Origin of the sequence: Saccharospirillum impatiens DSM 12546, assembly GCF_000423605.1 — a bacterium.
Taxonomy (GTDB): Bacteria; Pseudomonadota; Gammaproteobacteria; order Pseudomonadales; family Natronospirillaceae; genus Saccharospirillum; species Saccharospirillum impatiens.
Window position 1 is genome coordinate 14,514 of record NZ_AUIH01000038.1, and the last position, 24,055, is coordinate 38,568.

General features: G+C 54.9%; 20 protein-coding genes. 7 read left to right on the forward strand and 13 right to left on the reverse strand.

The genetic code is table 11. The annotated features are described in order from the left end of the window. Positions 1-5 precede the first annotated feature (5 nt). From G565_RS0115770 to G565_RS0115780, 3 genes are read left to right on the forward strand one after another with little or no spacing between them, the layout of a single operon-like run. Positions 6-824 carry an adenosylcobinamide-GDP ribazoletransferase gene (locus tag G565_RS0115770; RefSeq protein ID WP_028671762.1) on the forward strand — a complete coding sequence of 273 codons (819 nt, stop codon included), beginning with the start codon at positions 6-8 and terminating at the stop codon, positions 822-824. Between the two features lie 54 nt (positions 825-878). Continuing rightward, the gene (locus G565_RS24445; RefSeq protein ID WP_169579663.1) at positions 879-1,427 is read left to right on the forward strand and encodes a histidine phosphatase family protein; all 549 of its coding nucleotides are present in this window, start codon (positions 879-881) and stop codon (positions 1,425-1,427) included. A gap of 55 nt (positions 1,428-1,482) precedes the next feature. Beyond that, positions 1,483-2,805 (forward strand): NAD(P)/FAD-dependent oxidoreductase, encoded by a 1,323-nt coding sequence (locus G565_RS0115780; protein WP_028671763.1) that lies wholly within the window; start codon positions 1,483-1,485, stop codon positions 2,803-2,805. 11 nt (positions 2,806-2,816) lie between these two features. Here the strand turns inward: G565_RS0115780 and folE are convergent, their stop codons facing one another. The 3 genes from folE to lpxL all read right to left on the reverse strand — a co-directional run bounded on the left by folE (position 2,817) and on the right by lpxL (position 5,978). After that, on the reverse strand, positions 2,817-3,455 hold the full coding sequence (folE, locus tag G565_RS0115785) for a GTP cyclohydrolase I FolE (protein WP_028671764.1): 639 nt from the start codon (positions 3,453-3,455) through the stop codon (positions 2,817-2,819). A gap of 91 nt (positions 3,456-3,546) precedes the next feature. Then, entirely contained in the window at positions 3,547-4,962 is a 1,416-nt protein-coding gene (locus G565_RS24450) for a M17 family metallopeptidase (protein ID WP_051208069.1), read from the reverse strand. Between the two features lie 35 nt (positions 4,963-4,997). Then, entirely contained in the window at positions 4,998-5,978 is a 981-nt protein-coding gene (lpxL, locus tag G565_RS24455) for an LpxL/LpxP family Kdo(2)-lipid IV(A) lauroyl/palmitoleoyl acyltransferase (RefSeq protein ID WP_084649423.1), read from the reverse strand. Positions 5,979-6,063: 85 nt separating this feature from the next. Here lpxL and G565_RS0115800 point away from each other — a divergent pair, with 85 nt between their 5' ends. Further along, entirely contained in the window at positions 6,064-6,210 is a 147-nt protein-coding gene (locus tag G565_RS0115800) for a hypothetical protein (RefSeq protein ID WP_157600109.1), read from the forward strand. Between the two features lie 22 nt (positions 6,211-6,232). Here the strand turns inward: G565_RS0115800 and G565_RS0115805 are convergent, their stop codons facing one another. Then, on the reverse strand, positions 6,233-6,616 hold the full coding sequence (locus G565_RS0115805; RefSeq protein WP_028671766.1) for a RidA family protein: 384 nt from the start codon (positions 6,614-6,616) through the stop codon (positions 6,233-6,235). Positions 6,617-6,948: 332 nt separating this feature from the next. Between G565_RS0115805 and speA the strand changes: the two genes are divergently transcribed. Next, the gene (speA, locus tag G565_RS0115810) at positions 6,949-8,859 is read left to right on the forward strand and encodes a biosynthetic arginine decarboxylase (protein ID WP_028671767.1); all 1,911 of its coding nucleotides are present in this window, start codon (positions 6,949-6,951) and stop codon (positions 8,857-8,859) included. 386 nt (positions 8,860-9,245) lie between these two features. Further along, a complete protein-coding gene (locus G565_RS24460; RefSeq protein WP_037339741.1) occupies positions 9,246-9,536 on the forward strand; it encodes a hypothetical protein in 291 nt (96 codons plus the stop codon). Between the two features lie 89 nt (positions 9,537-9,625). Here G565_RS24460 and G565_RS0115825 read toward each other — a convergent pair whose 3' ends face one another. Genes G565_RS0115825 through G565_RS0115835 form a run of 3 tightly spaced genes read right to left on the reverse strand, consistent with a single transcriptional unit; the run spans position 9,626 to position 12,671 of the window. After that, complete coding sequence (locus tag G565_RS0115825; protein WP_028671768.1) at positions 9,626-10,333, reverse strand: hypothetical protein; 708 nt, start codon at positions 10,331-10,333, stop codon at positions 9,626-9,628. Continuing rightward, positions 10,320-10,940: a sigma-70 family RNA polymerase sigma factor gene (locus tag G565_RS0115830; protein WP_051208064.1), complete on the reverse strand. Its 621-nt coding sequence runs from the start codon at positions 10,938-10,940 to the stop codon at positions 10,320-10,322. The genes G565_RS0115825 and G565_RS0115830 overlap by 14 nt, the downstream gene beginning before the upstream one ends. Before the next feature lie 36 nt (positions 10,941-10,976). Continuing rightward, complete coding sequence (locus tag G565_RS0115835; protein WP_211227195.1) at positions 10,977-12,671, reverse strand: vWA domain-containing protein; 1,695 nt, start codon at positions 12,669-12,671, stop codon at positions 10,977-10,979. A gap of 297 nt (positions 12,672-12,968) precedes the next feature. Here G565_RS0115835 and G565_RS26120 point away from each other — a divergent pair, with 297 nt between their 5' ends. Beyond that, on the forward strand, positions 12,969-13,646 hold the full coding sequence (locus G565_RS26120) for a S26 family signal peptidase (protein WP_051208066.1): 678 nt from the start codon (positions 12,969-12,971) through the stop codon (positions 13,644-13,646). Positions 13,647-13,649: 3 nt separating this feature from the next. On the opposite strand, the gene G565_RS0115845 is transcribed toward G565_RS26120, so the two are convergent. The 6 genes from G565_RS0115845 to G565_RS0115870 form a co-directional block, all read right to left on the reverse strand. Beyond that, on the reverse strand, positions 13,650-13,988 hold the full coding sequence (locus G565_RS0115845; RefSeq protein ID WP_028671771.1) for a frataxin family protein: 339 nt from the start codon (positions 13,986-13,988) through the stop codon (positions 13,650-13,652). Continuing rightward, positions 13,988-14,788 (reverse strand): hypothetical protein, encoded by an 801-nt coding sequence (locus G565_RS0115850; RefSeq protein WP_028671772.1) that lies wholly within the window; start codon positions 14,786-14,788, stop codon positions 13,988-13,990. Before G565_RS0115850 ends, G565_RS0115845 begins: the two co-directional genes overlap by 1 nt. Then, positions 14,785-21,696, reverse strand: a complete 6,912-nt coding sequence (locus G565_RS0115855) for an Ig-like domain-containing protein (RefSeq protein WP_028671773.1) — start codon at positions 21,694-21,696, stop codon at positions 14,785-14,787. The genes G565_RS0115850 and G565_RS0115855 overlap by 4 nt, the downstream gene beginning before the upstream one ends. Before the next feature lie 9 nt (positions 21,697-21,705). After that, positions 21,706-22,701, reverse strand: coding sequence for a hypothetical protein (locus G565_RS0115860; protein WP_157600110.1), 996 nt, complete (start codon positions 22,699-22,701; stop codon positions 21,706-21,708). Further along, entirely contained in the window at positions 22,698-23,612 is a 915-nt protein-coding gene (locus G565_RS0115865) for a hypothetical protein (RefSeq protein WP_028671775.1), read from the reverse strand. Before G565_RS0115865 ends, G565_RS0115860 begins: the two co-directional genes overlap by 4 nt. A 224-nt stretch (positions 23,613-23,836) precedes the next feature. After that, the coding region (locus tag G565_RS0115870; protein ID WP_028671776.1) for an integrase core domain-containing protein at positions 23,837-24,055 on the reverse strand (219 nt) is incomplete at its 5' end.

Here is a 24,055-nt window from a genome sequence, read left to right on the forward strand (position 1 = left end):
GCCCGATGTCATCTCCGCCGTCTTCAAAGAGCTGTTCCCGGACAGACACCTGGCCTGCCACCCAATGGCACAGTTTTTTCAATGCCTGGGTCTTCTTCTCACGGCTGCCCCAACCACCAGGCATTCGCTTCAACGATCACTTGCTGAACCACAGCAGCCGCTATTTTACCTGGGTTGGGGCCATACTGGGCCTGTTACTGGCCGGAGTTTTGGTGCTGGGCGACCTGCTGTGGAACGCGCCACTGGCTGTTGCGCTGATGCTGGCAGCCAGTTTACTGCTGACCGGGGCTTTTCACGAAGACGGCCTCGCCGACCTGTTCGACGGGTTTGGCGGCGGGTTTAGCCGCGAAGCCGTGCTGAGCATCATGAAAGACAGCCGGCTCGGCACTTACGGGGCTGCCGCTCTGGTCGTAACTCTGCTGGTCCGATGGCTGGCCTGGACCACTCTGTTTGAGCAAGGGCTATCAGTCTGGTGGGCTCTGCCGTTTATCGCGGCCTGGAGCCGGTTCTGGGCGATTTCAACACTCTGGACACTGCCCTATGCCCGCGACCACGATCAAGACCAAGACAGCAAAAGCAAACCCCTGGCCACGCGGTTCGGCCTGGCGGCGACCGGGGTAGCCCTGGTGCCACTGCTTGGGCTCATCGGCTGGCTGACACCAGGGTCGGTGCTCGGGCTGACTCTCGCTGCCCTGACCCTTCGTATTGTCCTCAACCGCTGGTTTATGCGCCGCATTCAAGGCTACACTGGCGATTGTCTGGGCGGTGCCCAGCAACTGCAGGAAACCCTGGCCTTGCTGGTTTTACTGGGGCTGATAACCTGAGAGTCCAGAAGGACGCATCACCAACCCTTTAGCAACCATCATGGAAGGATGCTTGTGATACTGATTCGACACGGAGCACCGGCCGAAAACGGTGTCTGCTACGGACACAGCGACCCGGCATTGGCGGTGCCTGCCGAGGCCACTGCCCGATCGTTACCGCCGACGCTCGCTGAGCAAGCAGGAGCCTGGTATTGCAGTCCATCTTCCCGTTGTCTGGAGGTTGCGCAACGGCTTGTGCCAGCAAAGCAGTTAACAACAGTCGATGCCTTGCGTGAATTGAATTTTGGCGACTGGGAACAACAGCCCTGGTCGGCTATTGAACACAGCGCCCTGGATGCCTGGGCGGAACGGCCGTTGGATTTTCGCATGCCGGGCGGCGAATCGGCCCGCGACCTGTTTAACCGGGTAGAAGCCTGGGCCACCGGGGCTGGCATCAAAGAAGGCGATGTCATTGTCGCCCATGCGGGCAGTTTACGCGCCCTGGCCGCCGTCATGCTGGAGCAGCCGTTTGAGCGAACCTGGCAATGGCCCGTGCCCTATGGCACCGCGCTGATCATAAATTCCCGGGGTACCGGGTTCGATCTCTGGGACCGGGACGACTGATCGCCCCTCCCTTGAACCGCCCCGAACCGATTACTCATCACCAAAGGAGTCCCCTGTGACTCAACACACAACCACACAGCCTGAGCACATCGTTATCATCGGTGGCGGCGCCGGCGGACTTGAACTGGCCACGCGCCTGGGCAAAAAGCTGGGGCGTCGCAAAAAAGCGCGCATTACGCTGATCGACCGCAACAACACCCATTTGTGGAAGCCCCTACTGCATGAAGTAGCCGCGGGGTCTTTGGATGCCGGTGTCGATGAAGTCAATTACCGGGGCCAGGCACGGCGCAATGGGTTTCACTTTATGCTCGGCACCGTTTGTGACCTGAACCGGGAAACGCGTGAGGTAGTGCTGGCACCCCTGGTCGACAATGAAGGCAACCAGGTACTGGATGAACGCCGGATACCCTACGACCAATTGGTGTTTGCGCTTGGCAGCGTCACCAACGATTTCGGCATACCCGGCATCCAGGAGCATTGCATGGTGCTCGATTCCCCGACCCAGGCTGAACGCTTTCACCAGCACCTGCTCAATGCCTTTTTGCGACTTGACCGGGCCCGGGCCGAGGGCGTGGACGAACGGCTGAAACTGGTGATTGTTGGAGGCGGTGCCACGGGTGTCGAACTGTCGGCCGAACTGTATAACGCGGCCAGCGTTCTGAAAGACTATGACCTCGGCCATGTTGGGCCAGAGCATCTGGATGTGACCCTGGTCGAAGCCGGGCCGCGCATTCTCCCTGCCCTGCCCGACCGCATTAGCCAGACAGTCACCCATGAACTCGGCCAGCTCGGAGTCAAGGTTCGCACCCAGACCAAGGTCGTTAAAGGCCACGACGGTGCACTGGAAACCGACGACGGGGAACGCATTGAAGGGGCCATCATGGTCTGGGCGGCTGGTGTTCGTGCGCCCGGGTTTCTGAAAGACCTCGCCGGGCTGGAAACAACCCGAAATAACCTCATGCTGGTTAAAGGCACGTTGCAAACCACACGCGATGAACGCATTTGGGCCATCGGTGACTGTTCGGCCTGTCCGCAGCCCGGGGACCGCTGGGTCCCACCGCGGGCTCAATCAGCGCACCAGATGGCCAGCCATGTGTTCAAAAACATGCTGCGCCAACGCAAGCCGTTACCGCTGGTCGAATATCGATACAAGGATCACGGCTCGCTAATCAGCCTGAGCCGGTTCAGTACGGTGGGGTCACTGATGGGCAATCTGACCCGGGGCAGTATGATGATTGAGGGCCGCATTGCACGCATGGTGTACATCAGCCTCTACCGTCAGCATCAGGTCGCCTTACACGGCGTCGCGCGTACGGCGTTACTGACGGTCATCGACCGCTTGAATAACGCCATTCGGCCCCGCCTGAAACTGCACTAACCGCAACGTCATTAGCCCAGAAACTCGGCTCGCAGAGCCGGGTTCTTGCTAAACTGCCCGCCCAGAGACAGGGTTTCTGTCTGGGATTGCTCATCCATAACGCCCCGCGCTTTCACGCAGTAGTGCCGGGCGTCCAACTGCACCGCCACATCGTCGGTGCCCAGTAACACTTGCAACGCCACCATAATCTGACGGGTCAGACGCTCCTGAACCTGGGGCCGTTGCGCGAAAAAGCGCACCAGACGGTTCAGTTTCGACAGCCCGATGATGGTGTCCCTGGGGATGTAAGCGATTTTTGCCTGACCATCGATGGTAATAAAATGGTGTTCGCAGGTACTGAGCACGCCGATATCCCGCACCTTGATGACCTCGTGCAGGCCCATCTTGTTCTCGATCTGGGTGATCTTCGGAAAGGTGCTGTAATCGAGCCCGGAGAAGATTTCATCAACGTACATTTTGGCAATACGGGCCGGGGTTTCCATCAGGCTATCGTCGGTCAAATCCAGCCCCAGGGTACCCGCCACTTCAGCCATCAGGCCGGTCAGCCGTTCCCGTTTCTGATCCCGAGTCAGTCCGTTATCGACCATGGGGGTTTCCAGACCCTGGCTGACCAGTGCCTCGCGTACCGCTGCGGCTTCGTTACTCAACATAGGGGCACTCTTTGCAATGAGGTGGGGTTACGGGTTGTACGCAGCCAACCCGGAGGGCAGATGACAGCCTGATGAAGGTTTTTCGACACAACTACAGCGATTCTGACGACCAGTCGTGCAGCCACTGCTGCGTCAGCCGGATGCCAAAGCCGGTAACGTCGGTCGGCACATGGCCCAACCCGCCCTTGTGACTGTCTGCCGCCAGGTCGACATGCACCCAGGGCACACCGGCTTCCACAAAACGGCTCAGAAAGCGTGCCGCATCGATGTGATCGGATGATTTACCCGGATTGCACTGCTGAATATCGGCAATATCACTTTTGATTTGCTCGTCGTAATCCGGGTCGATCGGGAATGGCCAGACCCGCTCGCCACTGCGCTGACCGGCACTAATAAGCGGCATCCACCAGGCATCGTGGTTGGTAAACACACCGCTGTAGCGCGTCGACAGCGCCGCAATGCAGGTACCCGTCAACGTGGCGTAATCGAACACCCACTGGGGGCGCTCGCGTGATGCCAGCGTCAGTGTGTCGGCCAAAATCATGCGACCTTCGGCATCGGTGTCGACCACCTCAATGGTGGTGCCATTCAGGGCCCGCACCACCTGGTTGGCATGGTAAGCGTTTGGCCCCAGATGGTTGGCAACCAGCGCCAACCAACCGGTCAGGTTGAACGGCAAGCCCAGCCGCGTCGCGGTAAGCAGATTGCCAAGCACCACCGCACTGCCGCCCATGTCACCGTGCATGCCGAACATGCTGCCGCTGATTTTCAGGTTATAGCCGCCGGTATCGAAACAGACGCCTTTGCCCACCAGCGCCAGAGTATCCGTCGACGCGGGCTTACCCCGGTACTGGACCCGAACAATGGCCGCTTCTTGATTATCCGATCCTTGAGCCACGGCCAGAAAGGCACCAGCACCCATCTGCTGCAGTTCTTTATAGTCGTATACCCGATAATCCCAGCCTTCCGCCTCAGCCAGATCCTCCACCCAGTCCCGATAGGACCAGGGCGTCAACTCGTTGGCTGGCAACGATGATAAAAACCGGGTCAGCGCATTGCCTTCAGCCTCAGCGCAACGAACCTTGACGGCCTCTGCGGTCATCGGCCCGACGAGCGTAATGCGGTCAACTGTCGACGCCGGAGCAGGTTCCTGCTTGAAGGTGGGTAACGCATACAAAGCCGCCAGAGCAGCGCTCAACAGAGCATCCAGCGCCTCGGCACTGTCTGCCACCAGCGTCAGATGCTGATCACCCGACTGCCAGGCACCGGTTACGGCTATACGCGCCTGCGTCAAACGCTCGAACACAGTCGTAGCCGCCTTGGCCTTAACGAACGTCCACTGAGCCCCGGAAGCTTCAGCCGCGCCCAGCGTCTGGTCACGATCCCGGTCCCGACGGGCAATGGCCGACAAGGCGCTGTGCTCACGCCACTCCAGCACGGCATCGCTGTCTGCAGGAACGGAAGAGGCCAGTTGAACATCAAAAACGGGGTAGTCGAATGCTTTCATAGTCACCTTGGTAAAAAAATAGACACCCTCAGCCGTCAATAGACGGAAGGCTCACCCTCAGGCCGGGTTTTAAACCGCTTGTGCAACCACAAATACTGATCAGGCGCCTCGCGTACACAGGCTTCCAGCCAGGCATTAAAACAGGCCGCATCGGCGATGTCATCTCCACTGGGGATCGGCAGCGGCGGGCCAAAACGCGCACCGTAGTCGAGCAACGACGGCTTGCGGTAAAAGAACACCGGAATCACCCGGGCATTACCCGACTTGGCCAGCTTACTGGTCATGGTGACGGTGGCTGTTTGAATATCAAAAAAGGGCACGAATTCACTCGCCTTGCGACCGTAGTCCTGGTCCGGGGCATACCAGACAATGCGGCCATCACGCAGCGAGCGGATCAGCCCTTTCATATCCCGGCGCGCCAGAGTGCGCTTACACCAGCGCTCACGCGAGCGGGTCATAAAGTAATTGAGCAGGGCATTGTCGTGTTTGCGGTAGACCAGATCATAGGGCTTTATCAGCCCGAACAAGGCACCGGCCATATCCAGAATGGCGAAGTGGCCGCCCACCAGCAGCACGCCCTGCCCGTCTTTTTCAGCGGCGTCCAGATGTTCAACACCCTCCCACTCCACCCGGGAACGCATACGTTCGATCGGGCGTACCCAGGCATCCGCGGTTTCGAAAAAGCCCAGAACGTTGGCGAAAAAGGTATCTCGCACCAGAGTGTTGCGTTCAGCCTCAGTTTTTTCAGGGAAACACAGATCAATGTTGGTCTTCGCGACGTGGTAACGGCCACGGGCCAGGCGCATGGCCAGCGGGGTTAGCACGCGGGCCAGGCCAATACGCACCTTGCCCGGCAAGTACCCAAGCACATACATAAAGCCGATAAAGAACCAGGCACCCCAGTATTTAGGCGCGAGAAAGTCGCTATACTGGGTGCCTTCGGTAACGCGCGAGTCGCGCTGACGACGGCCCGGTCGCTTTGGCGGAGTCGGCGGAGTGGGGTTCGCTTGACGCATCGGGCTCTTGAATCGTTAAATGGCCCTGCAGTTTACCAAAATTATGCCCCATTCTTCGAACAATTCTCGTCAAGGATTCGCCAACATGGCCAAAGCATTGCCCAAATTTCTCACCCGCCGCCGCGCTGCCCACAAGCTATTAAGCTGGATGGCCGCCATGCAGGTCAGGTGGCAAGGCTATAGGGACGCGCGCAGCGCGTTGAAACACAAACGGAAACAGGGCAAACATTGAAGCCTGCCCTTCTGGTGTGGCTTCAGGAAAGCCCCATCACCCCATCCATTTCCACCTGGGCATCTTTCGGCAACTGAGCCACGCCAATGGCTGCCCGTGCCGGATAGGGTGCTACGAAGTACTCCTTCATGATCTCGTTCACAGTATTGAAATGGCCAAGATCAGTCAGGTAGATATTCAGCTTAACAATGTGCTGCAGGCTGCCACCGGCGGCTTCACAGACGGCCGTCAGGTTCTGGAATACCCGGTGCACCTGAGCCGCGATGTCGCCTTCGACCAGCGCCATGGTTTCCGGGTCTAACGGGATCTGGCCCGACAGATAGACGGTATCGCCCACTTTAACGGCCTGTGAATAGGGGCCAATGGCAGCCGGGGCTTGGTCGGTGCTGATGATGCTCTTATTCATGCTACGTTGCTCCATCTCATCAATTTACGCGGCCCGCCATTATGATTGATTGCGCGACGAGCACAACGTTCTACAATCGCCTCTTTTCGAACATCCCGGCGAAGCCTGCTAGGCTGTTTATTTTATTGACTCAAGTTCCGGCATTCGAACGGCGCGAGCGACAGGTGCCGGTGGTGCCTCTGCGGGGGAGTCCGCAACAGGGATGTTGCGGTCTAGGCTCCAGGGAAGGTTTCACGCCGACCCCGCAGAGGCACCACCGGTAACCGTCGCGGACCCTGGCCACTCAACTAACTCCGGCACTTGACTAACTAACCACAAGGAAACCGCACGCTATGAGTTGGTCTGTTGCCGACGCACTTGAACTCTACAACGTCAGCCGCTGGTCGGAAGACTACTTTGGCATCACCAGTGATGGCCGTGTCAGTGTTAACCATGCGGCGCAGCCGGTACCGCTGACCCGCATCGTCGACGCCGCTCGCGCTCAGGGCCTGCAACTGCCCCTGTTGGTGCGTTTTCCGCACATTCTGCACGACCGGGTCGGCACCATTGTTGATGCCTTTCACAAGGCCATCGCCAGCGAAGCCTACCAGGGCCAGTACCAGCCGTTGTATCCGATCAAGGTGAACCAGCAGCGCCGCGTGGTCGAAGAGATCATCAATGGCCAGCAAAAGGTGTGCAATGGTCGCATCGGGCTGGAAGCCGGCAGCAAGCCGGAATTGCTGGCGGTGATGGCTGAAGCCCACAAAGGCGAGACCACCATTGTCTGCAACGGCTACAAAGACCGCGAATTCATTCGCCTGGCACTGCTCGCTGAAAAACTGGGGCACCGGGTGTATTTGGTGGTTGAAAAAGCGAGCGAAGTCGACTGGGTTATCCAGATTGCTCAGGAGCTCGGGGTGCGCCCTCGCATTGGTGTTCGTGCCCGGTTATCGTCCATCGGCAAGGGGAACTGGCAGAACACCGGCGGTGAAAAATCCAAATTCGGGCTGACCGCTGCTGAAGTGTTGCGCGTAGTCGACGCCCTGAAAGCGGCCAACATGACCGACGCCTTTCAACTGCTGCACTTTCACCTGGGCTCCCAGATTGCCAACATCCGCGACATTCAGGTCGGGCTGCGCGAATGCGCGCGCTTTTATGTCGAATTGCGTCAGTTGAACGTGCCGATTCAAAGCGTTGATGTCGGCGGTGGCCTCGGGGTCGATTACGAAGGCACCCGCTCGCGCTCAACCTGCTCAATGAACTACAGCACTCAGGAATACGCCAACAACGTCGTGTTCGCGTTTCGTCAGGCGGCTGAGCAGGCCGACCTGCCCCACCCGGATATTTTCAGTGAATCAGGCCGCGCGGTCACCGCACATCATGCCGTGCTGCTGACCGATGTGATTGAAGAGGAACGGGCTGAATCCAGTGACGTCGGCCGACCCGACAGTGAAGAGCAGCCCGCCTTGCTGGAGCTCTGGTCCTGCCTGCAGGATCTGGACTCGCGCAAACGCTCTCTGGCCGAGCTGTATCACGATGCCAGCTACTTCCTCAGCGAATGTCACCAGGCCTATAACCTGGGGCAGTTGTCGCTGCACGGCCGGGCTCAGGCTGAAGAACTAGCGCGCAGCTTGAACCAGGGCATTCGTCGTCGGCTGAACCCCAGCAAGAGCAGCCACCGGGGCATGATCGACGATTTGAACGAAAAGCTGGCGACCAAGCTGTTTGTGAACTTCTCGGTATTTCAATCGGTACCCGACATCTGGGGTATCGACCAGATATTCCCGATACTGCCGCTCACCGGGCTCGACCGGGAACCGACTGAACGCGGCGTGATTCAGGACATTACCTGCGACTCCGACGGCCGCATCAATGCTTATGTTGACGGCGAAGGTGTGGAAACCACCCTGCCCCTGCCCGACTGGACACCCAACGAAAAGCCCTGGCTGGGTCTCTTTATGGTCGGTGCCTACCAGGAGATTCTCGGTGACTTGCACAACCTGTTCGGCGACACCGACAGCCTCGACGTCTTCTTTGAAGACAACGGCGACCTACGGCTGAGCAACGTACGCCGCGGCGACAGCATTCAGGGCGTTCTGAAAACCGTCGACTTTGAATTCGACATGCTCAAGGCCTCCTTCGACAAACAACTTCAGGCCGCCAACCTGAGCGACGCCGAACGGGCCGACATGATGCAGCAGTACATCAACGGTCTGAACCAGATCACCTATCTGGAAGCGCGCCAGGCGACGGCGCCCCAGTAACCCGGCAGAAGCCCGGCATGAATAGAGAGTTCCGCCATGGCCGTGCAGTGTCCGTTTTGCAGCGCACCCTTCACGGCCGACTACCCGGCCAAAACCGAAGGCGTGCACACCGTTAAATGTGACCGGTGTCGACGTGCGTTTATTATCTGGGTCAGGAAGGGTTGGCTTGGGTGGTCGCGGGTTGTCAAAGTGAGGTGATGAAACGCCTCACAAACCGCCGTTTTACCGGCGCCGTCAATAAACCAGTAATATTTTGTATTTAAGTGATAAATACCCACTTTTACGATTGATCTTGACCGGTCGGATAAGCATAATCCGCGCCGCGATCTGCCTACTAATTGAACAGACCGTAAACACTACACATTTGCTGTTTTTAGGAGAGCACCATGACAGCTATCGGTCTCAACACCCCTGTTCAAATGCCTGCCGTTGCTCAGGTACCCGAATTCTACATGCCATCCATGCCCCCGCTTCACTTGTTGAAGTCGGCTGGCCGCACCTACCGTGCCTGGCAGTATCGTCGCAAACTGATCAACCTGCTGCGTTATGACGACAGCATGCTGGAAGACATTGGTTACACCAGTGCCGAACTGAAGATGGCCATCCAACTGCCATTGAGCCAGGATCCACGTCCGCTGCTGAAGCAGTTCCGGGCGCAGCGTCGGATTACTGGCTAAGTCTACCCAGCCAAACCTACGCGTTAAATCGACCCCGGGCTCAGCCCGAGGTCGATGCTTGTTTACTGCCTGGGGTCATCGTTATCGCACTATGGCCGTGAACAGGGCGACTTCTCACCCAGTGCTGTTACCTCAGAGACTTTTCCTTCTTCCGACCACGTCAGTTCAAACCAACCGCTCGCCGGTGCTCCGGTAATTTCCGCCGAAAACACACTGCCATCGCATTGTTGGAACTCTTCGTCGCGCCCGGTTATTACTTTTAAAATAGTCGGCTTCATTGGGTCTGCTTGGGGGGCTATACGGCTACTGCCAAACGCTATCGGCTGATCGTCCAGCATCACGGGTGGCTCAGATTCAAATGCGAGTGTGGGCTCGACAACATCCGGTTCGACCGACTCAGCGCGACGGGCCTCTTCCCGGGGTGCAGGAGCGGCCGCCTTTTTTGCCGGTGGCGCGATGGCATCACTGGCCGTTATCTCAGCCACCAGGGCTTCCTCGGAATCGGCCAACCCATTGCCTGAGCTGTCGGACTGAACGCTAAAGGTTTCACTAACCGGTTGCAGAGGATCTTCAAGAAAGTTCACACCCAAGACGACAATCACCACAGCTGCCGCAACGGAAGACACAGCACCCTTCCAGCCAAAACCTCCAGCGCGATCAGTGGCTCTTTCTTTAGCGGCAGACAACACAGCGTTGTTCAGCTGCTCTGGTGCCGGGTGACGGCGCTTGCGCTGCTGGTATAGCGATGACAGATCATCATCCTGCGAAACCATGCGGTCATCGTCATGCGGGGCCATGATGCGACTCCAACTGTTGCTGTAAGGTTTGACGGGCAAAACGAAGCCGGCTCTTGATGGTTTCCTGGCCGATGCCGGTAATGTCGCTGATGTCGTTCAAGCTGAAGCCTTCCTGCTGTAATACGAATGCCTCACGTTGCACAAAGGGTAAGGCCATTAATGCCTGGTCAAAATGCTGGTGAAGGTTATCAAGGGCGACCGTGCTTTCCAGCGGCTGGGTGTGAAACTGAGCGGTAGTGGCTAAGTCATTTTCACCAGCCTCCAGATCCGTTGCAGACCAGCGTTTCTGTCGCCGCAGCTCATCGATCATCAAATTCCGGCCCAGCGTAAACAACCAGGTTTTGAACGTGGCTGTACCTGGCTCGTATTGATGCCGACGCTCCATCACCCTGAGCCAAACGCCCTGGTACAGGTCATCGGCCAGGGTGGCATCCGTCTGGGTTAACAGGAAGTGATACAGATCGTCGCCCGTGCTGTGCATCAGGCGGGCCAGCAAGTCGGCATCCCCGGCCTGACGATAGCGCCACATCAACTGGCTATCGGGATCGGCCGGGGCTCTAGAGCCCCGGCCCGAAAGCCAGCTTTGTACGTTGGTTAACAGCGTCACGGCAACGTGCGTTCCTGTTTCAATGAGGCACTAGTTTCAAAAAGGGGATAGTGCCTCGGCATTGTGCATGAGCTGAAGCAATTCCTGACGGTAGCCAAAGGCATCCTCACCGATGGCGGCTAGCGCCAGCTCACGCGCCTCGCGCACCGACCAGTCGTTGACATAGTAACTGCCCCGCAACAACTCGCCAAATCCGGCCACGGCTGCCGCAAACTGCATGGCTTCATCCATGGTCTGAACCGCCGAACCGGCCTCAACAGGTTGGGTCATCAAACGGCTACTGTCCTGATCCGGCAATTTGTAGCGCAGCTTAACGAAGGCCATTTCTGATGCGGGGGTGTCTGTACCCTGGCTTTGCTGATACCGCAGCGGGTCGTTGAACCGGAAATCGCTTTGCGCAGGCACCACTTCATACAGCGCCGTCACAGAATGCCCGGCACCTACATCGCCCGCATCGACCCGGTCGTTATTGAAATCTTCCCGGCGCAACTGCCGGTTGTCGTACCCAATCAACCGATATTCCGCGACCTGATCGGGGTTGAACTCGACTTGTATTTTCACGTCTTTAGCGATGGTATGCAGAGTACCAGTTAGATCTTCGGCAAACACTTTGCGCGCTTCGCTGAACTGATCAATGTAATACGCCGTGCCATTGCCGAGGTTGGTCAGTTCTTCCATCAGCTGATCGTTATAATTACCGGTGCCAAACCCGAGGGCGCTGAAAAACACACCGCTCTCCCGCTTAGTCTCGATCAACGCTTTCAGGTCATCGAGGTTCGTCACCCCCACATTGAAGTCACCGTCGGTGCCGAGTATTACCCGGTTAATGCCACCATCCCGAAAATGTTCCTCTGCAACCTGATAGGCCAGTTGAATGCCCGCACTACCATGGGTGCTGCCCCCTGCCTGCAACTGGTTCAATGCCTGTTGAATCCGGGCACGGTCATCACCGCCCGTAGGCTCAAGCACAACCCCCGAGGCCCCGGCGTACACAACAATGGCGACTTTATCTTCGGGCCTTAACCGATCGACCAGCAAACCAAAGGCGCGCTGCAGCAGGGGCAGTTTATCGGCCTGATTCATCGAACCGGAAACATCCAGCAAGAATACCAGGTTCATGGAGGGCAACGCCTCTGGCTCGACTTCATACCCCTGAACCCCAATTCGCAGCAGTTGAGTGTTTTCGTTCCAGGGAGTAGGTGCCAGCTGGGTATTAATGGCAAACGGGTGCTCGCTGTTACCCGGCCCTGCATAGTGATAATCAAAATAGTTGAGCAGTTCTTCTACCCGAATGCTGTCTTCCGGGGGCATCACACCCTGCCCCAGAAAGCGCCGCATGTTGCTGTAACTGGCGGTATCGACATCAATACTGAAGGTAGACACCGGCGTTTCGGCTACCCGATGAATCGGGTTTACCTCAGCCGCCTCGTAACGTTCACGATCAGGCTCCGAATAAACCGGCGACTCCGGGCTGGGCACTGGGTAGAGCATACTCGCCATACTGTCAGACCGAGCAGCTGGCTGAGCCAGATCGCCCAGAGTTGCGGCATACTCTTGCCCCGAAGCCGATTTTTCTGCCTCCCCAGCGGCGTCCGTTTGTAATACAGGCCGAACTTCCGTGGTTGGTGCGTCAGGCTGACCCTGATCGGATTCAAGCATCATGGGTTCCTGACTGGAGCAGGCGGCGAGTACGGCGGTTGTCAGCCAGAGGCTGTGAATACGGTTGGACATGCGATATCCCCTTTTTCTTAACGGCCGCCGTTATGGCGGTTTCAGGGGTTAAACGCTTGGGATGGAGGAAAGGGGTAAAAAATACGGAAATACTGCAAGCACTCTGAACGACGGGTATTCATTGGAAAAGCGCTGTCGGCTATGGTCAGGGGTTAACTTCAACTCGCTAAACTGAGCCACTATCGGTCGATACTTACATTAGCAGTCTTCTCCGGAAAACCGTTTAGGACTACACTGCCTCTACAAGTCAGCATGTGCACCGAGCAGAGCGTCGGAGTTGATTGAAGAAACCCCCAAATGCAGATAAAGAAATACCTACATACGCTATTATTGCTTTCAAGCACACCCGTACCCGGCCTAACGCAAGTGTTCTTAAGCAACAAGAAGCTGGGAGTCATAGCGTGTGGCCTACCAGCGCTCGCAATCTTGGTGGGCAATAGATTCAACGTCTTACTTGATAGGCACAGCGCCATAGCCTTTTTAATTGGTTTTTCTGCTTTATGGCTCTGTCTGACACTCACATCCCTTTTACAAGTTTTCGTCGAGTTAATTAAGTCATCAAAGCAGCAGAATCTGGCCTGGCCACGCAATAAGTGGACTCTGGTTGGTATTCCCTGTTTTTGGGTCGTAGTGCTGCTTTGGCTAGTGTTCAACCCAGCCCTACTGCTCGGTGCGGATTTCTATAAAATACAGGGCCAGTCTATGTGGCCAACGTTGCAGCAGGGGGATTGGGTGATCGTTGATCCAAGCGTGCATGAAGCACCCGAAATGGGCAGTATCGTCATCGCCAAAACAGGCACGATGAATTACTTTCTTATTAAACGGGTATCGCCACTCCCTGACGGTTACCCTTCGACAACCAGCTCGGTTTGGCTACTGGGTGATAACCCCGACTACAGTTCTGACAGCCGTTCCTTTGGCAGCGTACCTATTGCGGCGATACAAGGCACAGTTGCCTGGGTTTGGGCGCCTTAACTCTTAAACCCAGTTTCCCTCTAGCTCAACATCCTTTACACCGCAGGCGAGTAACCACACTTGTAGATCAGGCAGAATTTGCTCCAAGGCGTAACTGCCCATGAAATTCAATGTCAGCTTGCCTTGCTCTAGGGTATAGCTTTCCAGGTTGATGCTGTCGTAGGCAGCCTCAAACTTATCGAGCACTTTTTCCAGAGTGGATTCAGCCGCTGGAAAGGTGTCTTCGCCATAGGTCTCCAGCGCTGCGCCAGTTTTACCGGCGACCATCAAATCAAACAGACCATTAAATTCGGCCATTTTATCAGGCTCAACCTTACCTTTGATCGTTACATAAATCTCCATCAACTATGCTCCCGTTTCACATCTTCCCAGATGGCTTTAACTATCGGATCAAACCGCAATGTTTCCATGTTTTGTTTAAACTCTCGAATGAAGTTATCTATGGGATATTTAAACTCTGGTAAAGCACTGTCGTGACTCCTAAAGCACAACTTCATCAAGTTCTGTAGGTTTTTATCCAAGTATTTGATACTACTAATATCCTCAGGAGTTATCTCCTCAATCGCCGAAAGCAAATATCCAGGCCTATATATATACTTTGGTGAAGATCCCGCCAATCCATCTAAAATATTTTCGACTCTAACTGAGTAATGCATTACAACTACATCAATATGCAACTCACCCTCTAGAAAACTTTGCTGTCGCTTTGCAAACACAGGCGACTTGATTATTGTCTGATACCTCTCTGGCAAGAAGTGATCCCATAATGCAAGCTCCTCCTCCAGGGTCCAGCCCCGATTCGTTAGGCTCGCCAAAACCTTATTTTCTAGCAGCTGCTTCATCTCTAAATTCAATCGGTCATAGCCGCCAAAAGTATAGATAACGTAATCCCAGCCTTCAGGCTTACGTAATGGAAAGGTATCAATTCGGCTACCTAAAAAACCCGGGCTACCCCTTCCATGGTCTTTAGGTGATTCTAGCTCCCCTGTGAAAAAATACTTTTCAAGGACTTTAAGTTTACTTTTCCTCACTCCATCGTACTGGAATTCACAATACTGCTGCCACAATGCTTCCCGCCGTTTCTGCCACCAAAGGTCTTCAGTGAAGCTCATATCCGGTTTTTCTATCTCTCTCACAGTCATTCAATTATCTCCTCTGGAATTAGGTCAATGGCGTCTGTAGCCGCATCAAACCCCATATCAGCGAGACTGAGCAGCAAGTCTTTTAGGCCTGCGTACTGAATGTGACTGCTCATTGAAATATACCCCGCCATGTTCGCCTGATATACCTTCTCATATTTCTGACTCTCACCATTCTTTATCGGCTTTTGCGACATTGCATCCAAAATAGTGTGCTCGGTACCCTCTGAGCCCAAGCGGACGTTTTGAGAATCCTTGGTTCTTTGTTTGGTCTTATTCTTGGGTACGTTAAACTTCTGAAATAGCCACAGAAAATCTGAACTAACAGTTACAGTTGCGATTTCATTTTCATCGTCATTGAACCGAGCATGCCCAACCTGAGCTGCCGCCCTATCCAATGAAAACTGCCGGTGCAGGCTTTGCCAGTCTTTCACGCCAGTATTATAGTTCCATGAGTCCGCCTTACGATTTATGAAACTGGCTGGCCAATACCGTTCATTACCACTATTGCCCTTTGAAGAATAAGACTTCAACTCAACCCAACTTTCGCTATCGCCGTCCCCTAGAACAATATCAACATAACGTTCGTAGGTGTTCTGTATTCTCTTTGAAAATTCAGTATCACTCTTATCAACTACTATTCGCCCACCGTTCGCAGCAACTTCATCTTTATACAACCAAATCTTCCGATGCCCCTCGATTTCTTTAATCGCTGGCCCCCCTGCACGATGCAATGCTTGGTATTTGGCTATTTGACTCAAGTGAAACAACGCCCCATGGCCACCGCCGACAAAATTGTTGGACAAGACGCTGTCTTCTTTGTTGATGTCCTCATCGGTTAAATAGGTATTGGTTGCATCGCCCAATAACTTACCAAACAGAATATAGACCTGAGCACGGTTCCGACCACCCCTTAGCCCTTTGCTATCGCATTCCAGTGTCGTGAGCATCTCACTATAGGCACTGTCATCCAGGGTTTCATCCGTTCCTTGCCCTAAGTCTGGCGGGGTGTAGCCATCGTTCCCACCATCGTCCTGATAATCGTCATAGGCGTCCAAAAGCTTCCCACAACTCATTTCCCAGCCAATATAAGCCGTTATCGCTAGGGTCCCAATCGGGCTAATGCGGGCGTTGGTTTTACCTCTTATAAACGGCCGGATGTTTCGGACACCCCCTTTGGCAGAAACTGTTGCTAGGCTGCCCAGCATTTCGGGGCTGTGTACATACTTTCTCAAGGCTGCGCCATCGATATGTTTGACTTCCTCGACCATGGTCGCTAATTGCCTGGGAAGATTTAGAATTTTCTGCCCATCTAGCTTACGTCCCATTTGTATGAGTGCATTCTTGATAGCCGTCGAGGCTACTCTGGGCGACACTCTGGGTGCCGCGTAGGCTGTTCTCGCGACACTCATGAAAGCTGGGCTGGTTAGCGCGGCAAAGGCATCCACTTCCGGCGTTTCGTCACCCTCCCAGGCTTCACCTGGCAACCCGAGCCAGTCGACCCAGGCCAGGAGGTCATCGGGGCTGGAGACGCTTGACCAGATCAGTTCCAAGCCTTCGCGCGCCTCTTCATCCGAATACAGGTCAACCGCGATCACCATAAACGGCAGCAGGTTCCACAGAGTATCGAAGTCTCCCTGCTTAGCTTTGCTCATGACTCGGCCCAACATGCCGGCAAAATGTTTGCTGAATTTGGGGTTTGTTCTGGCTATTCCCCTCATCATCACTTGCATGGGCTTGGTGACGAGTTTCAGTGGTTTCGCAGGCGGGAATATTGTGAGTACATCCACTGCGGCGATGGTGAACTCCATGGCATCGAACTCCTCCGGGTCCGTTGCCAATAAGGCCAATTGTTCGAACACAATGGCAGCACTTTCGAGCGGGATCAGGAAATTGATCGCATCCCACAGGAAGCCCAACCCAAAGGCAGCATGGGCGGTCTTCGACCAGGGGTAAGTGGGGCCAAAGGGATCAAACGCTGAGTATTTGCTGAGGGTTATTAACTCAGCCAATTGCTCTTCGGTCGGTGACTGGCCGTTGAATGCCAATTCAATCGGCGGGGCCTCTTCTGCCAGATGTGTTGCGTAGAAGCCAGCCATATCGGTGAACAGGGATGTGGAGACGAGAGATACATACTGTCGTGTCTCTCCGGTAGTTATGGCTATTCGCTGGGTATCCAGCTCGGAGGCACCGGGACGCATCAGGCCTTGGCTTTTCAGCAGAACTGACTGTGCGCCACTGTCTTCAAAAGACACCGACGCAACCTCACCCGTACCATTCAGGGTAATCAGCGGTTGGCTGTCAGGGTTATAGAATTTCAGACCATTTATACGCCCTATCAGTCCTTTACCCAGAATAAGATCATGCGGTAAGGCACTGTCACGCTTTAACAGTGGGTCATTATACTGGGTCCATTGATAGTCAATGGTTGATGGCAGGGGCGATTCGTAGCTGTTGTCATCGACCCACAGGGTTAACTGGTTGCTGTCGGTCGTCACGGCAATACGATGCCATGCTTCGAGTTCCAATGGTGCGGACACCACTTCAGCCGTGTCCGTACTCGTCCGCACGCTGAGTTTAATGGCACCTTCAGGCGTTACTGTGAGAGTCTGCCCCCCTTGCCCAAGGTTAATAATCTCAGCGGGAGTATCACCTGCGTCGGGGTTTGTTGGGTCGTCTTGTGTCAGGCGCTGGCTTCTGGACAGCAAATCGTCCAGCTTGAGTTCAGCGGTCCAGGCAATGCCTGTAAAGCCCCCAATGCTCTCCAGATTGTCGCCATACATCAGTGCTGGAACATCCGGGTTGTACAGCCACTGCATGCTGTGGCCCTGGCCGATCATAGCATCGTTGACACGCCGAACGCCCTGCGCCAATAGGCCATTCTGCCCTGCTTGGTTCTGAACCAGTCCCTGGTCGAGGTCGTTCATCATGTAGGCGGCGAGTAATGCCCTGTTAGGGGCGTAAACATCGCCCAGACTTAGATTTACGGCGTCACCCGGGCTGCCGGTTACGGTGACCGTGCCTTCAATACGATAGGGAATTTCAGCTACTGAGTCGTCGTAGCGGGCATAGCTGATGATTCCGGTCTCAGCTTGGTCACCGACTAGTGTTAGAGCATTGGCTTGTAAATTGCCCAGGTTATTGTCAGGGTCCGTTACCGAATAGTAGGTCTTGGTGTAACTGCTCATTCCCACCATGGCTGTCAGCTCGCCATCACGGACGCCTTTAGGGGCTGTAATGCTCGTTTTCGCCACCCCCTGGCCGTCGGTTGTGATGACGCTGCTGCCAACATAGGCAAAAGTGCTCTTCAACACGACATCGACATTGGCCACTGCATTGCCTTCGTGGTCGGTTACCCTGGCAGTTACCGTCCCCGTCTGGCCTACATCCAAAGCTTGTGGATAATCCAGTTCAATATTCAAGGGGTTAACCTGAACGGCCACCTCTCTGCTGGCGTCAGCCGATTTAATGGTTACCGAGGCGGGCCCTTCGAAAGGGCCGCCAACAATCGAGAACCGCATCGTGCCATCGCTGGTTTCCAGTTCTGCATCGGCCAGTTCCACACTGCTGTGGGTGAACACATCGACGGGCGTGCCGTCTTGTACCAGGTTTCCGTTTTTGTCTCGAACGGTGACGAAAAAATCTTGCGTCAAAGACGTCTCGGTGGCCAAGCTTCCGGATGTGCTATAGCTTATGGTGTGTGGCTCTCCCGGAATCACTTCGATGGTGGGCAGGGCTATGGGCGCCATGTCGGTACCCATCATGTCTATCTCAATCTTGGCGGTTGAACCGGCCGTGGTGGGCATGACGATACGGTTCAGAAACAGGCCATTGCTGTCGTTGAACTGAACGACTTCATCCATAGCCCCGTCACCCGAAATCAGCCAACGCAGGTTAACCGGTTCCTTGACATCGGGGTTGCGACTGGAATACCCCACCAGACGGGCTTTCCAATCGAACTCTGGTTCGTCGGCAGAGACGTACAGCGTCTCGTGAGGTTCAGCCACAATCCCCGTCACCAGGGGTTCAACCACCATGTATTCAAACGCATATTGCCAGAGTAGGTTGCCTGCATCGCTGTTCATATACAGACTGGCCGTCAGAAAGTCTTCAGGCTCAATCAGTGCAAGGCTGCTCAGGTCGTTAAAAGCGAGGGTGCCGTTCTCTGAAAGGGATACTTCCAGCTCGTTCTCACCCAGGTTGAATACCAGTTGTTTTTTTCCATCCAAAGACGGCAATAAACTTAAATCGGAGTAACCCAAGTCGTATAGAACGGAGACTGCTTCGTCCAAAGATGACAAGGTCGGTGTGGAGTCCTGATAGATATCTGTCGTAGTGTCGCTTTGCTCATCCTGGGTAGTGCGCCTGAATTCATCTATAACCAGATCAAATACGCTGTACTGATATTCGGGACGATAGACCCAATCGTGAAGTGGCGCTGGTTTCGGCAGATTCTCTATCGCATCGAATTCCTCTTCTGCTGCAAGGCGTGCTCGCTCCGCGAGGTAAGCTTGATATTGAAGGGTGTTGGCCGACTCATTGTACAAAGGTACTTTAATCGGAACAAAGCGCTCCGGGCGATAATTATTCTCAGCAGTCCCTTCAAAACTCACGTCACCAATGCGGTTCTGTCCACCCAACGCAAAGTCGGTGTAATCGTTGAACGGTATCCCGTTAACCTGCACGTAATAATGCAGGTTATTGTCACTGGCACTTGGCAAGCGCAGCAGCTCAGAGTGCTTGCCCGGCTGAACATTGAACCGGGCCTGGCCCGCCTGGCTGGCGTCACTTAGGGTGTTCTCGCCCGATACGTAGGCCAGGCGACCGGTGTAGCCATAGTCGGTCAGGGCATCTGGCAGGGCGCTGCCATCCTGGTCGAGCCATTCAACGAATATTTGAATGAAGGTGTCGTCGCCTTCGCCGGCGCCTTCGTGGCTGATCAGGTAGTCGCGTTGTTCGTCTTTGGTGAGGCCCGCTTCAATGTTGTAGCGCCGTTCGGCCCAGATTTTCAGGTTGGGGGCCAACAGTTCGATGTCGGGTACCTTGGTGTCGAGCAGGCCGTCGCTGAGTTGGTCTTCACCCACTACGATCTCTGAGTGGCCGAGGTAGCCGGTCACCCGGTTAATGGCCCAGACTTCCAGCGTCTCGCCAGCACGTACCTGGTCGGCGGTGCGGTGTTCGTATAGTTCCGGGGCCATGTTGCCTTTGGCTTGCCAATCGCTGAAGCCACCTTCTTCGCGCATGGCGGCGAAGGTTCCGTATTGGTAGGAGAGGTCCTGAACGCCGCGCATGACCATGCCAAAGTCGACGCGAAGTTCGCCTTCCACCAGGTTGAGGTCGTTGTCCGCCAGGCCATCCGGGCCGGCGGGTTCGTAGGCGTCTTCGTCATCTTTCAGGCCCTGGCGCTGGGCGATCAGTTGGCCGGTGGCCTGGCGGATAATGAACAGGTCGGTGTCTTTGAGGTGCTCGGGGGCCAGTTGTGAGACCAGGGCTTTATCGCCCGTTTCGCGTTCCAGGTCGATCACCCGCAGCAGGTTCGGTTGGCACAGGTCGGCAGTGAAGTCGTCGCTGCAGCCTTCGCCTTCGGGGTCGTTGGGTGCGGTAGAAAGATACACCCCTTGTACGGTGGCTACCTGGCAGTCTGCTTCCTGCACGAAGTGGCCTTCGGCATTCTGTACACCGCAGTAAGTAGTGTCTGGCGTGCCGTCCAAATCAAAGTCGTAGTAATCGGCATTGGTTTGGGTAAAGGCGTCTGGGGTGTCCAGGTCGTACACCGGGGCGGTGCCTGGGGCTGCCAGTTCGACGCCGGGCAGGCGGATAGAGCCGGTTAAAATGTTGACGTCGATCGGGAAGTCGAGCGCGATCGGTGGGTTGGTGCCCGGCTGGAAGTTGTAGGTGGCCATGCCGTTACAGATGAACGGGAAGGTACGAGTAATGTGGTACCAGTATTGGCCGCTGATGTCCGGGTTAAAAGCACGGTAGGGAACCTGGCCCGAAACGGCTTCGGTGTACTGGTAAAAGAAGGTCGGACACGGGGTGGCGGTAATCATCATCGAGTACTTGCCACTCTCGTTCGTGGCGGCAGCACCCAGTGAGGCCAGACCGGTCGACAACGGCAGCGCCTGAATCGGGTTGGTCAGGGTCGGTACGGTGCCTTGTGAACGAATAAAACCCGACACAAAGGGTGAGGACTCAAAACGGTCTTCCGGCGAAGTGGCGTTTGGGTTCTCGTAGTAAACGGCACGCGGGGCAATGCGGTATTGGCTGGTGCGCACGATCTGGCCATTCTGGTCGATCAGCAACGAGCCGGTCTGGCCAGCCATCGACTGATACTGAGTCAGGTCAATGGGGTATTGGCGCATCAGATAGGGGGACGTTGGGGTGTACAACAGGCTTTGTGGGCGCACCAACACGCTGAGGGTGCCCGGGTTCAGGTTGGTATCGGCTTCGGTACCGGTCCAGGGTTCGGCTGGGTCGGTGGCGGTGGTCAGTGTTTCAATGCGGGCCTGGTACTCGGCCAGGGTCAGGCGCTCGGGGTCGTCGGTTCCCGGGTTGGTGTCGCGAAACTGTTGTAAGTCGGCTTCATATTGCTCGACATAAGCCTGGTATTCGCGGGCCGCCATGATGCGGGTATTGGCGTAGGGGCCATTCGGGTCAAGTGGGCCGATTTCGGCGACTTCTTCGCCCTGGGCGTTGTATTCCACATACACCGGGTAGCCCTGTTCGTTCTTGTAGATGCCCCGGGTGTAGACGTACCCGCTGACGAACTGACGGTTATTGATGAACCCCCAGCGAGGATCAGGTGCGTTCATCAGGGAGGCGATGCCAAAGGCACTGACGGTGCCGGGCCACGCCGACAGCGCCAGGCAAGTCAGTACAATGAGGTAATTACGTCTTGTGCTGGCGAACATCAATAAGCACTACTGAAGTACATCCGGATCATTTAGCAAGGGGTCGTGCATCTCGGGAATCAACTCACCTTCTTGTCCTTCGCATTCCGAGACGTTCGGGTATCCATCGGGCCAGCGCAAGTTCTTCGAGGCGAGCCACTGCTGGACAGTGGCTTGATCCGTTGCCTGTCTTTGATATTCATCGACTTGTACATAATGCTCAAAGGATGATTGATCGAGATAAAACCCTTGGTTGCTTGAGCCGACTGGATATGGATTGAAGCGTTTGCGCCAGACGATCAGTTCGTTAGTGGTTTCGGTATCACCATCAAATTCACCGACAAACACTTTGGCGTAGATGCGTTCCGCTGGATACGGGCTGCGCATGTCTATTTCTGACACATACTCATAGCCGGCTTTGTCAGGGAATTCAGCTGGGAACGAATCCTGAAAGGCGGCACGCATACCAAAGGTCACCGTTTCTTGCTCAGGCGAAAACACTAAAATATCTAAGGTTCGATCAACATCCCCGAGCATTAACACCAGTTCACTAATCCCGTCGTCCTCAATATCACCGTAACGCAGCGGCGCATCGCTTAAGCAGCCAATGCCTTTTCGGTCTACCCAGGTATCAAGTGTTAATCCGTAGTCGTACCAATCGCCGGAGTAATTAGACGTGAAGGCACCCAGTGACTCGTCATTCACTTCGGTTGGCCACCGGGTAAGGGACAAAGCACTCATGTAACTTGCATCGGAGAACTTAACCCTATACAAAAACATTTCTCGAGAAAATGCATACCATTCATTGCCTTGGTCTAAATTCGTTAAAGCGAGTAACGATAATTCATTTACGTCTGGGCGCGCTGCTAAAACATCATAAACTACGTAGGACGCTTCTCTCTGCTCATTTGTTCTTGGAGCAATACCTCTGTCGTAAGGGACAGCGCCAACTAAATCCAAGCCTAAACTATTGGAAGAGTAAACTGCGAAGCAGCCAAATACACATAGCCTAAATTTATTATTCATTGACACAATACTTGCCCCTCTGGTACTTGCGGTCGCCCTGTCAAATCGAATGGAGATGCGGCTGCTCTTACTTCACTAAAATCTTCCCCCTCCATCCACTCTACCTCTCCATAAACATAACACCAAGCCGCTTGAGCTTCATCTGCATCCGTATCCGGGTCATCCTCGACCGCTTCTGAGCCTTGCCAGATGTAGGTGACGTATGGCAAATAACCGTCAACGGTATCTAAGGTTTGCGTGTGCTCTTTAATGCGCATGGCATAACCAAAGGCGGTGGATCGGTATTCCCCGTCACTGATGCTTGCCTCACTACTCAGCAGCAAATCCGAAAAATAGTGATGCGTGTTCAAACTACCGGTCCCCCGGTTGTAGGCGACCATGGCTTTGACCAATAAGTTTAAGGCATGGTCTTCTACGGCGTTGAACTCATGGATGTTATCAGCATCACCGTTGGCACAGCTTTCATCGCCCCTTGGTACCGGCTCGTAACAGTAAGCCTCAGGCCGTTGGTTGACTGGTATGGCTGTGGTGTAGCTAGGCATGTCAGAGAACGCCCGATACAATCCATTGGATGCACCGCAGTCTTCATCGGACGCGGCCATAGCAAAACCGAGCAAGCTGTTTTTGGGGTGGTACATATTAATATTCTCCGCACCATCGGGATGTCCATTATTCAGTAAATACCCTCGAATGCTGGCACAGTCGTTTTCATCACCATACATTCGCTTCCAAACAATGTGATTGAAGCCCATACTGCCCTCTTCGTCGGCCCCGCCTTCCGCAATGCGGAAATCCCTGGATGCCGCGTCATTTGGGAAGCTTCGAGCCCCCCAATGGTCACCACCATTTTCTTGGTAGATCCATGCGCGAACAATGCCTTCTCGGGTGATACTCGCGGCATCTTGTGGCAAATCATTCGTAACGATCTCATGGTCTTCGTCTGAATAGGTCGCTTCGATTTCATGACCAATTCGTGAGGATGGGTGTCTTTATTGATTTCCTAATAAAGAACCATAGATCTTAAAAATCTATACTTGCTCGCTATCGGCTACCTCGAAGGCTATTGTGGACCCCACTGTCAAGACCACTAATGCATTAAATTAAGGTAAAATGCCCTATGGGTTAAATTGTATTCTTACGCGGCTTGCAGCCATTGCACAGCAGTGCCATGTACTTCTGCCGGTGTCCTGTTGTTGAGCGATTGATGCGGCCGCTCATGGTTGTAAAACCGGAAGTAGGCACTCAAGCCGTCCCGTGCTTCCTGCATCGTCTGATATTGCTTTAGATACACTTCCTCGTACTTGACGGAACGCCAGAGCCGCTCGACAAATATATTGTCCAGTGCCCGGCCCTT

Bases quoted from the DNA above. Each gene is read 5' to 3' on its own strand.
- G565_RS0115770 (WP_028671762.1), top strand. From the start codon at position 6: ATGTCATCTCCGCCGTCTTCAAAGAGCTGTTCCCGGACAGACACCTGG.
- folE (WP_028671764.1), bottom strand. From the start codon at position 3,455: ATGTTGAGTAACGAAGCCGCAGCGGTACGCGAGGCACTGGTCAGCCAG.
- G565_RS24450 (WP_051208069.1), bottom strand. From the start codon at position 4,962: ATGAAAGCATTCGACTACCCCGTTTTTGATGTTCAACTGGCCTCTTCC.
- lpxL (WP_084649423.1), bottom strand. From the start codon at position 5,978: ATGCGTCAAGCGAACCCCACTCCGCCGACTCCGCCAAAGCGACCGGGC.
- G565_RS0115800 (WP_157600109.1), top strand. From the start codon at position 6,064: ATGGCCAAAGCATTGCCCAAATTTCTCACCCGCCGCCGCGCTGCCCAC.
- G565_RS0115805 (WP_028671766.1), bottom strand. From the start codon at position 6,616: ATGAATAAGAGCATCATCAGCACCGACCAAGCCCCGGCTGCCATTGGC.
- speA (WP_028671767.1), top strand. From the start codon at position 6,949: ATGAGTTGGTCTGTTGCCGACGCACTTGAACTCTACAACGTCAGCCGC.
- G565_RS24460 (WP_037339741.1), top strand. From the start codon at position 9,246: ATGACAGCTATCGGTCTCAACACCCCTGTTCAAATGCCTGCCGTTGCT.
- G565_RS0115825 (WP_028671768.1), bottom strand. From the start codon at position 10,333: ATGGCCCCGCATGACGATGACCGCATGGTTTCGCAGGATGATGATCTG.
- G565_RS0115835 (WP_211227195.1), bottom strand. From the start codon at position 12,671: ATGTCCAACCGTATTCACAGCCTCTGGCTGACAACCGCCGTACTCGCC.
- G565_RS26120 (WP_051208066.1), top strand. From the start codon at position 12,969: ATGCAGATAAAGAAATACCTACATACGCTATTATTGCTTTCAAGCACA.
- G565_RS0115845 (WP_028671771.1), bottom strand. From the start codon at position 13,988: ATGGAGATTTATGTAACGATCAAAGGTAAGGTTGAGCCTGATAAAATG.
- G565_RS0115850 (WP_028671772.1), bottom strand. From the start codon at position 14,788: ATGACTGTGAGAGAGATAGAAAAACCGGATATGAGCTTCACTGAAGAC.
- G565_RS0115855 (WP_028671773.1), bottom strand. From the start codon at position 21,696: ATGTTCGCCAGCACAAGACGTAATTACCTCATTGTACTGACTTGCCTG.
- G565_RS0115860 (WP_157600110.1), bottom strand. From the start codon at position 22,701: ATGAATAATAAATTTAGGCTATGTGTATTTGGCTGCTTCGCAGTTTAC.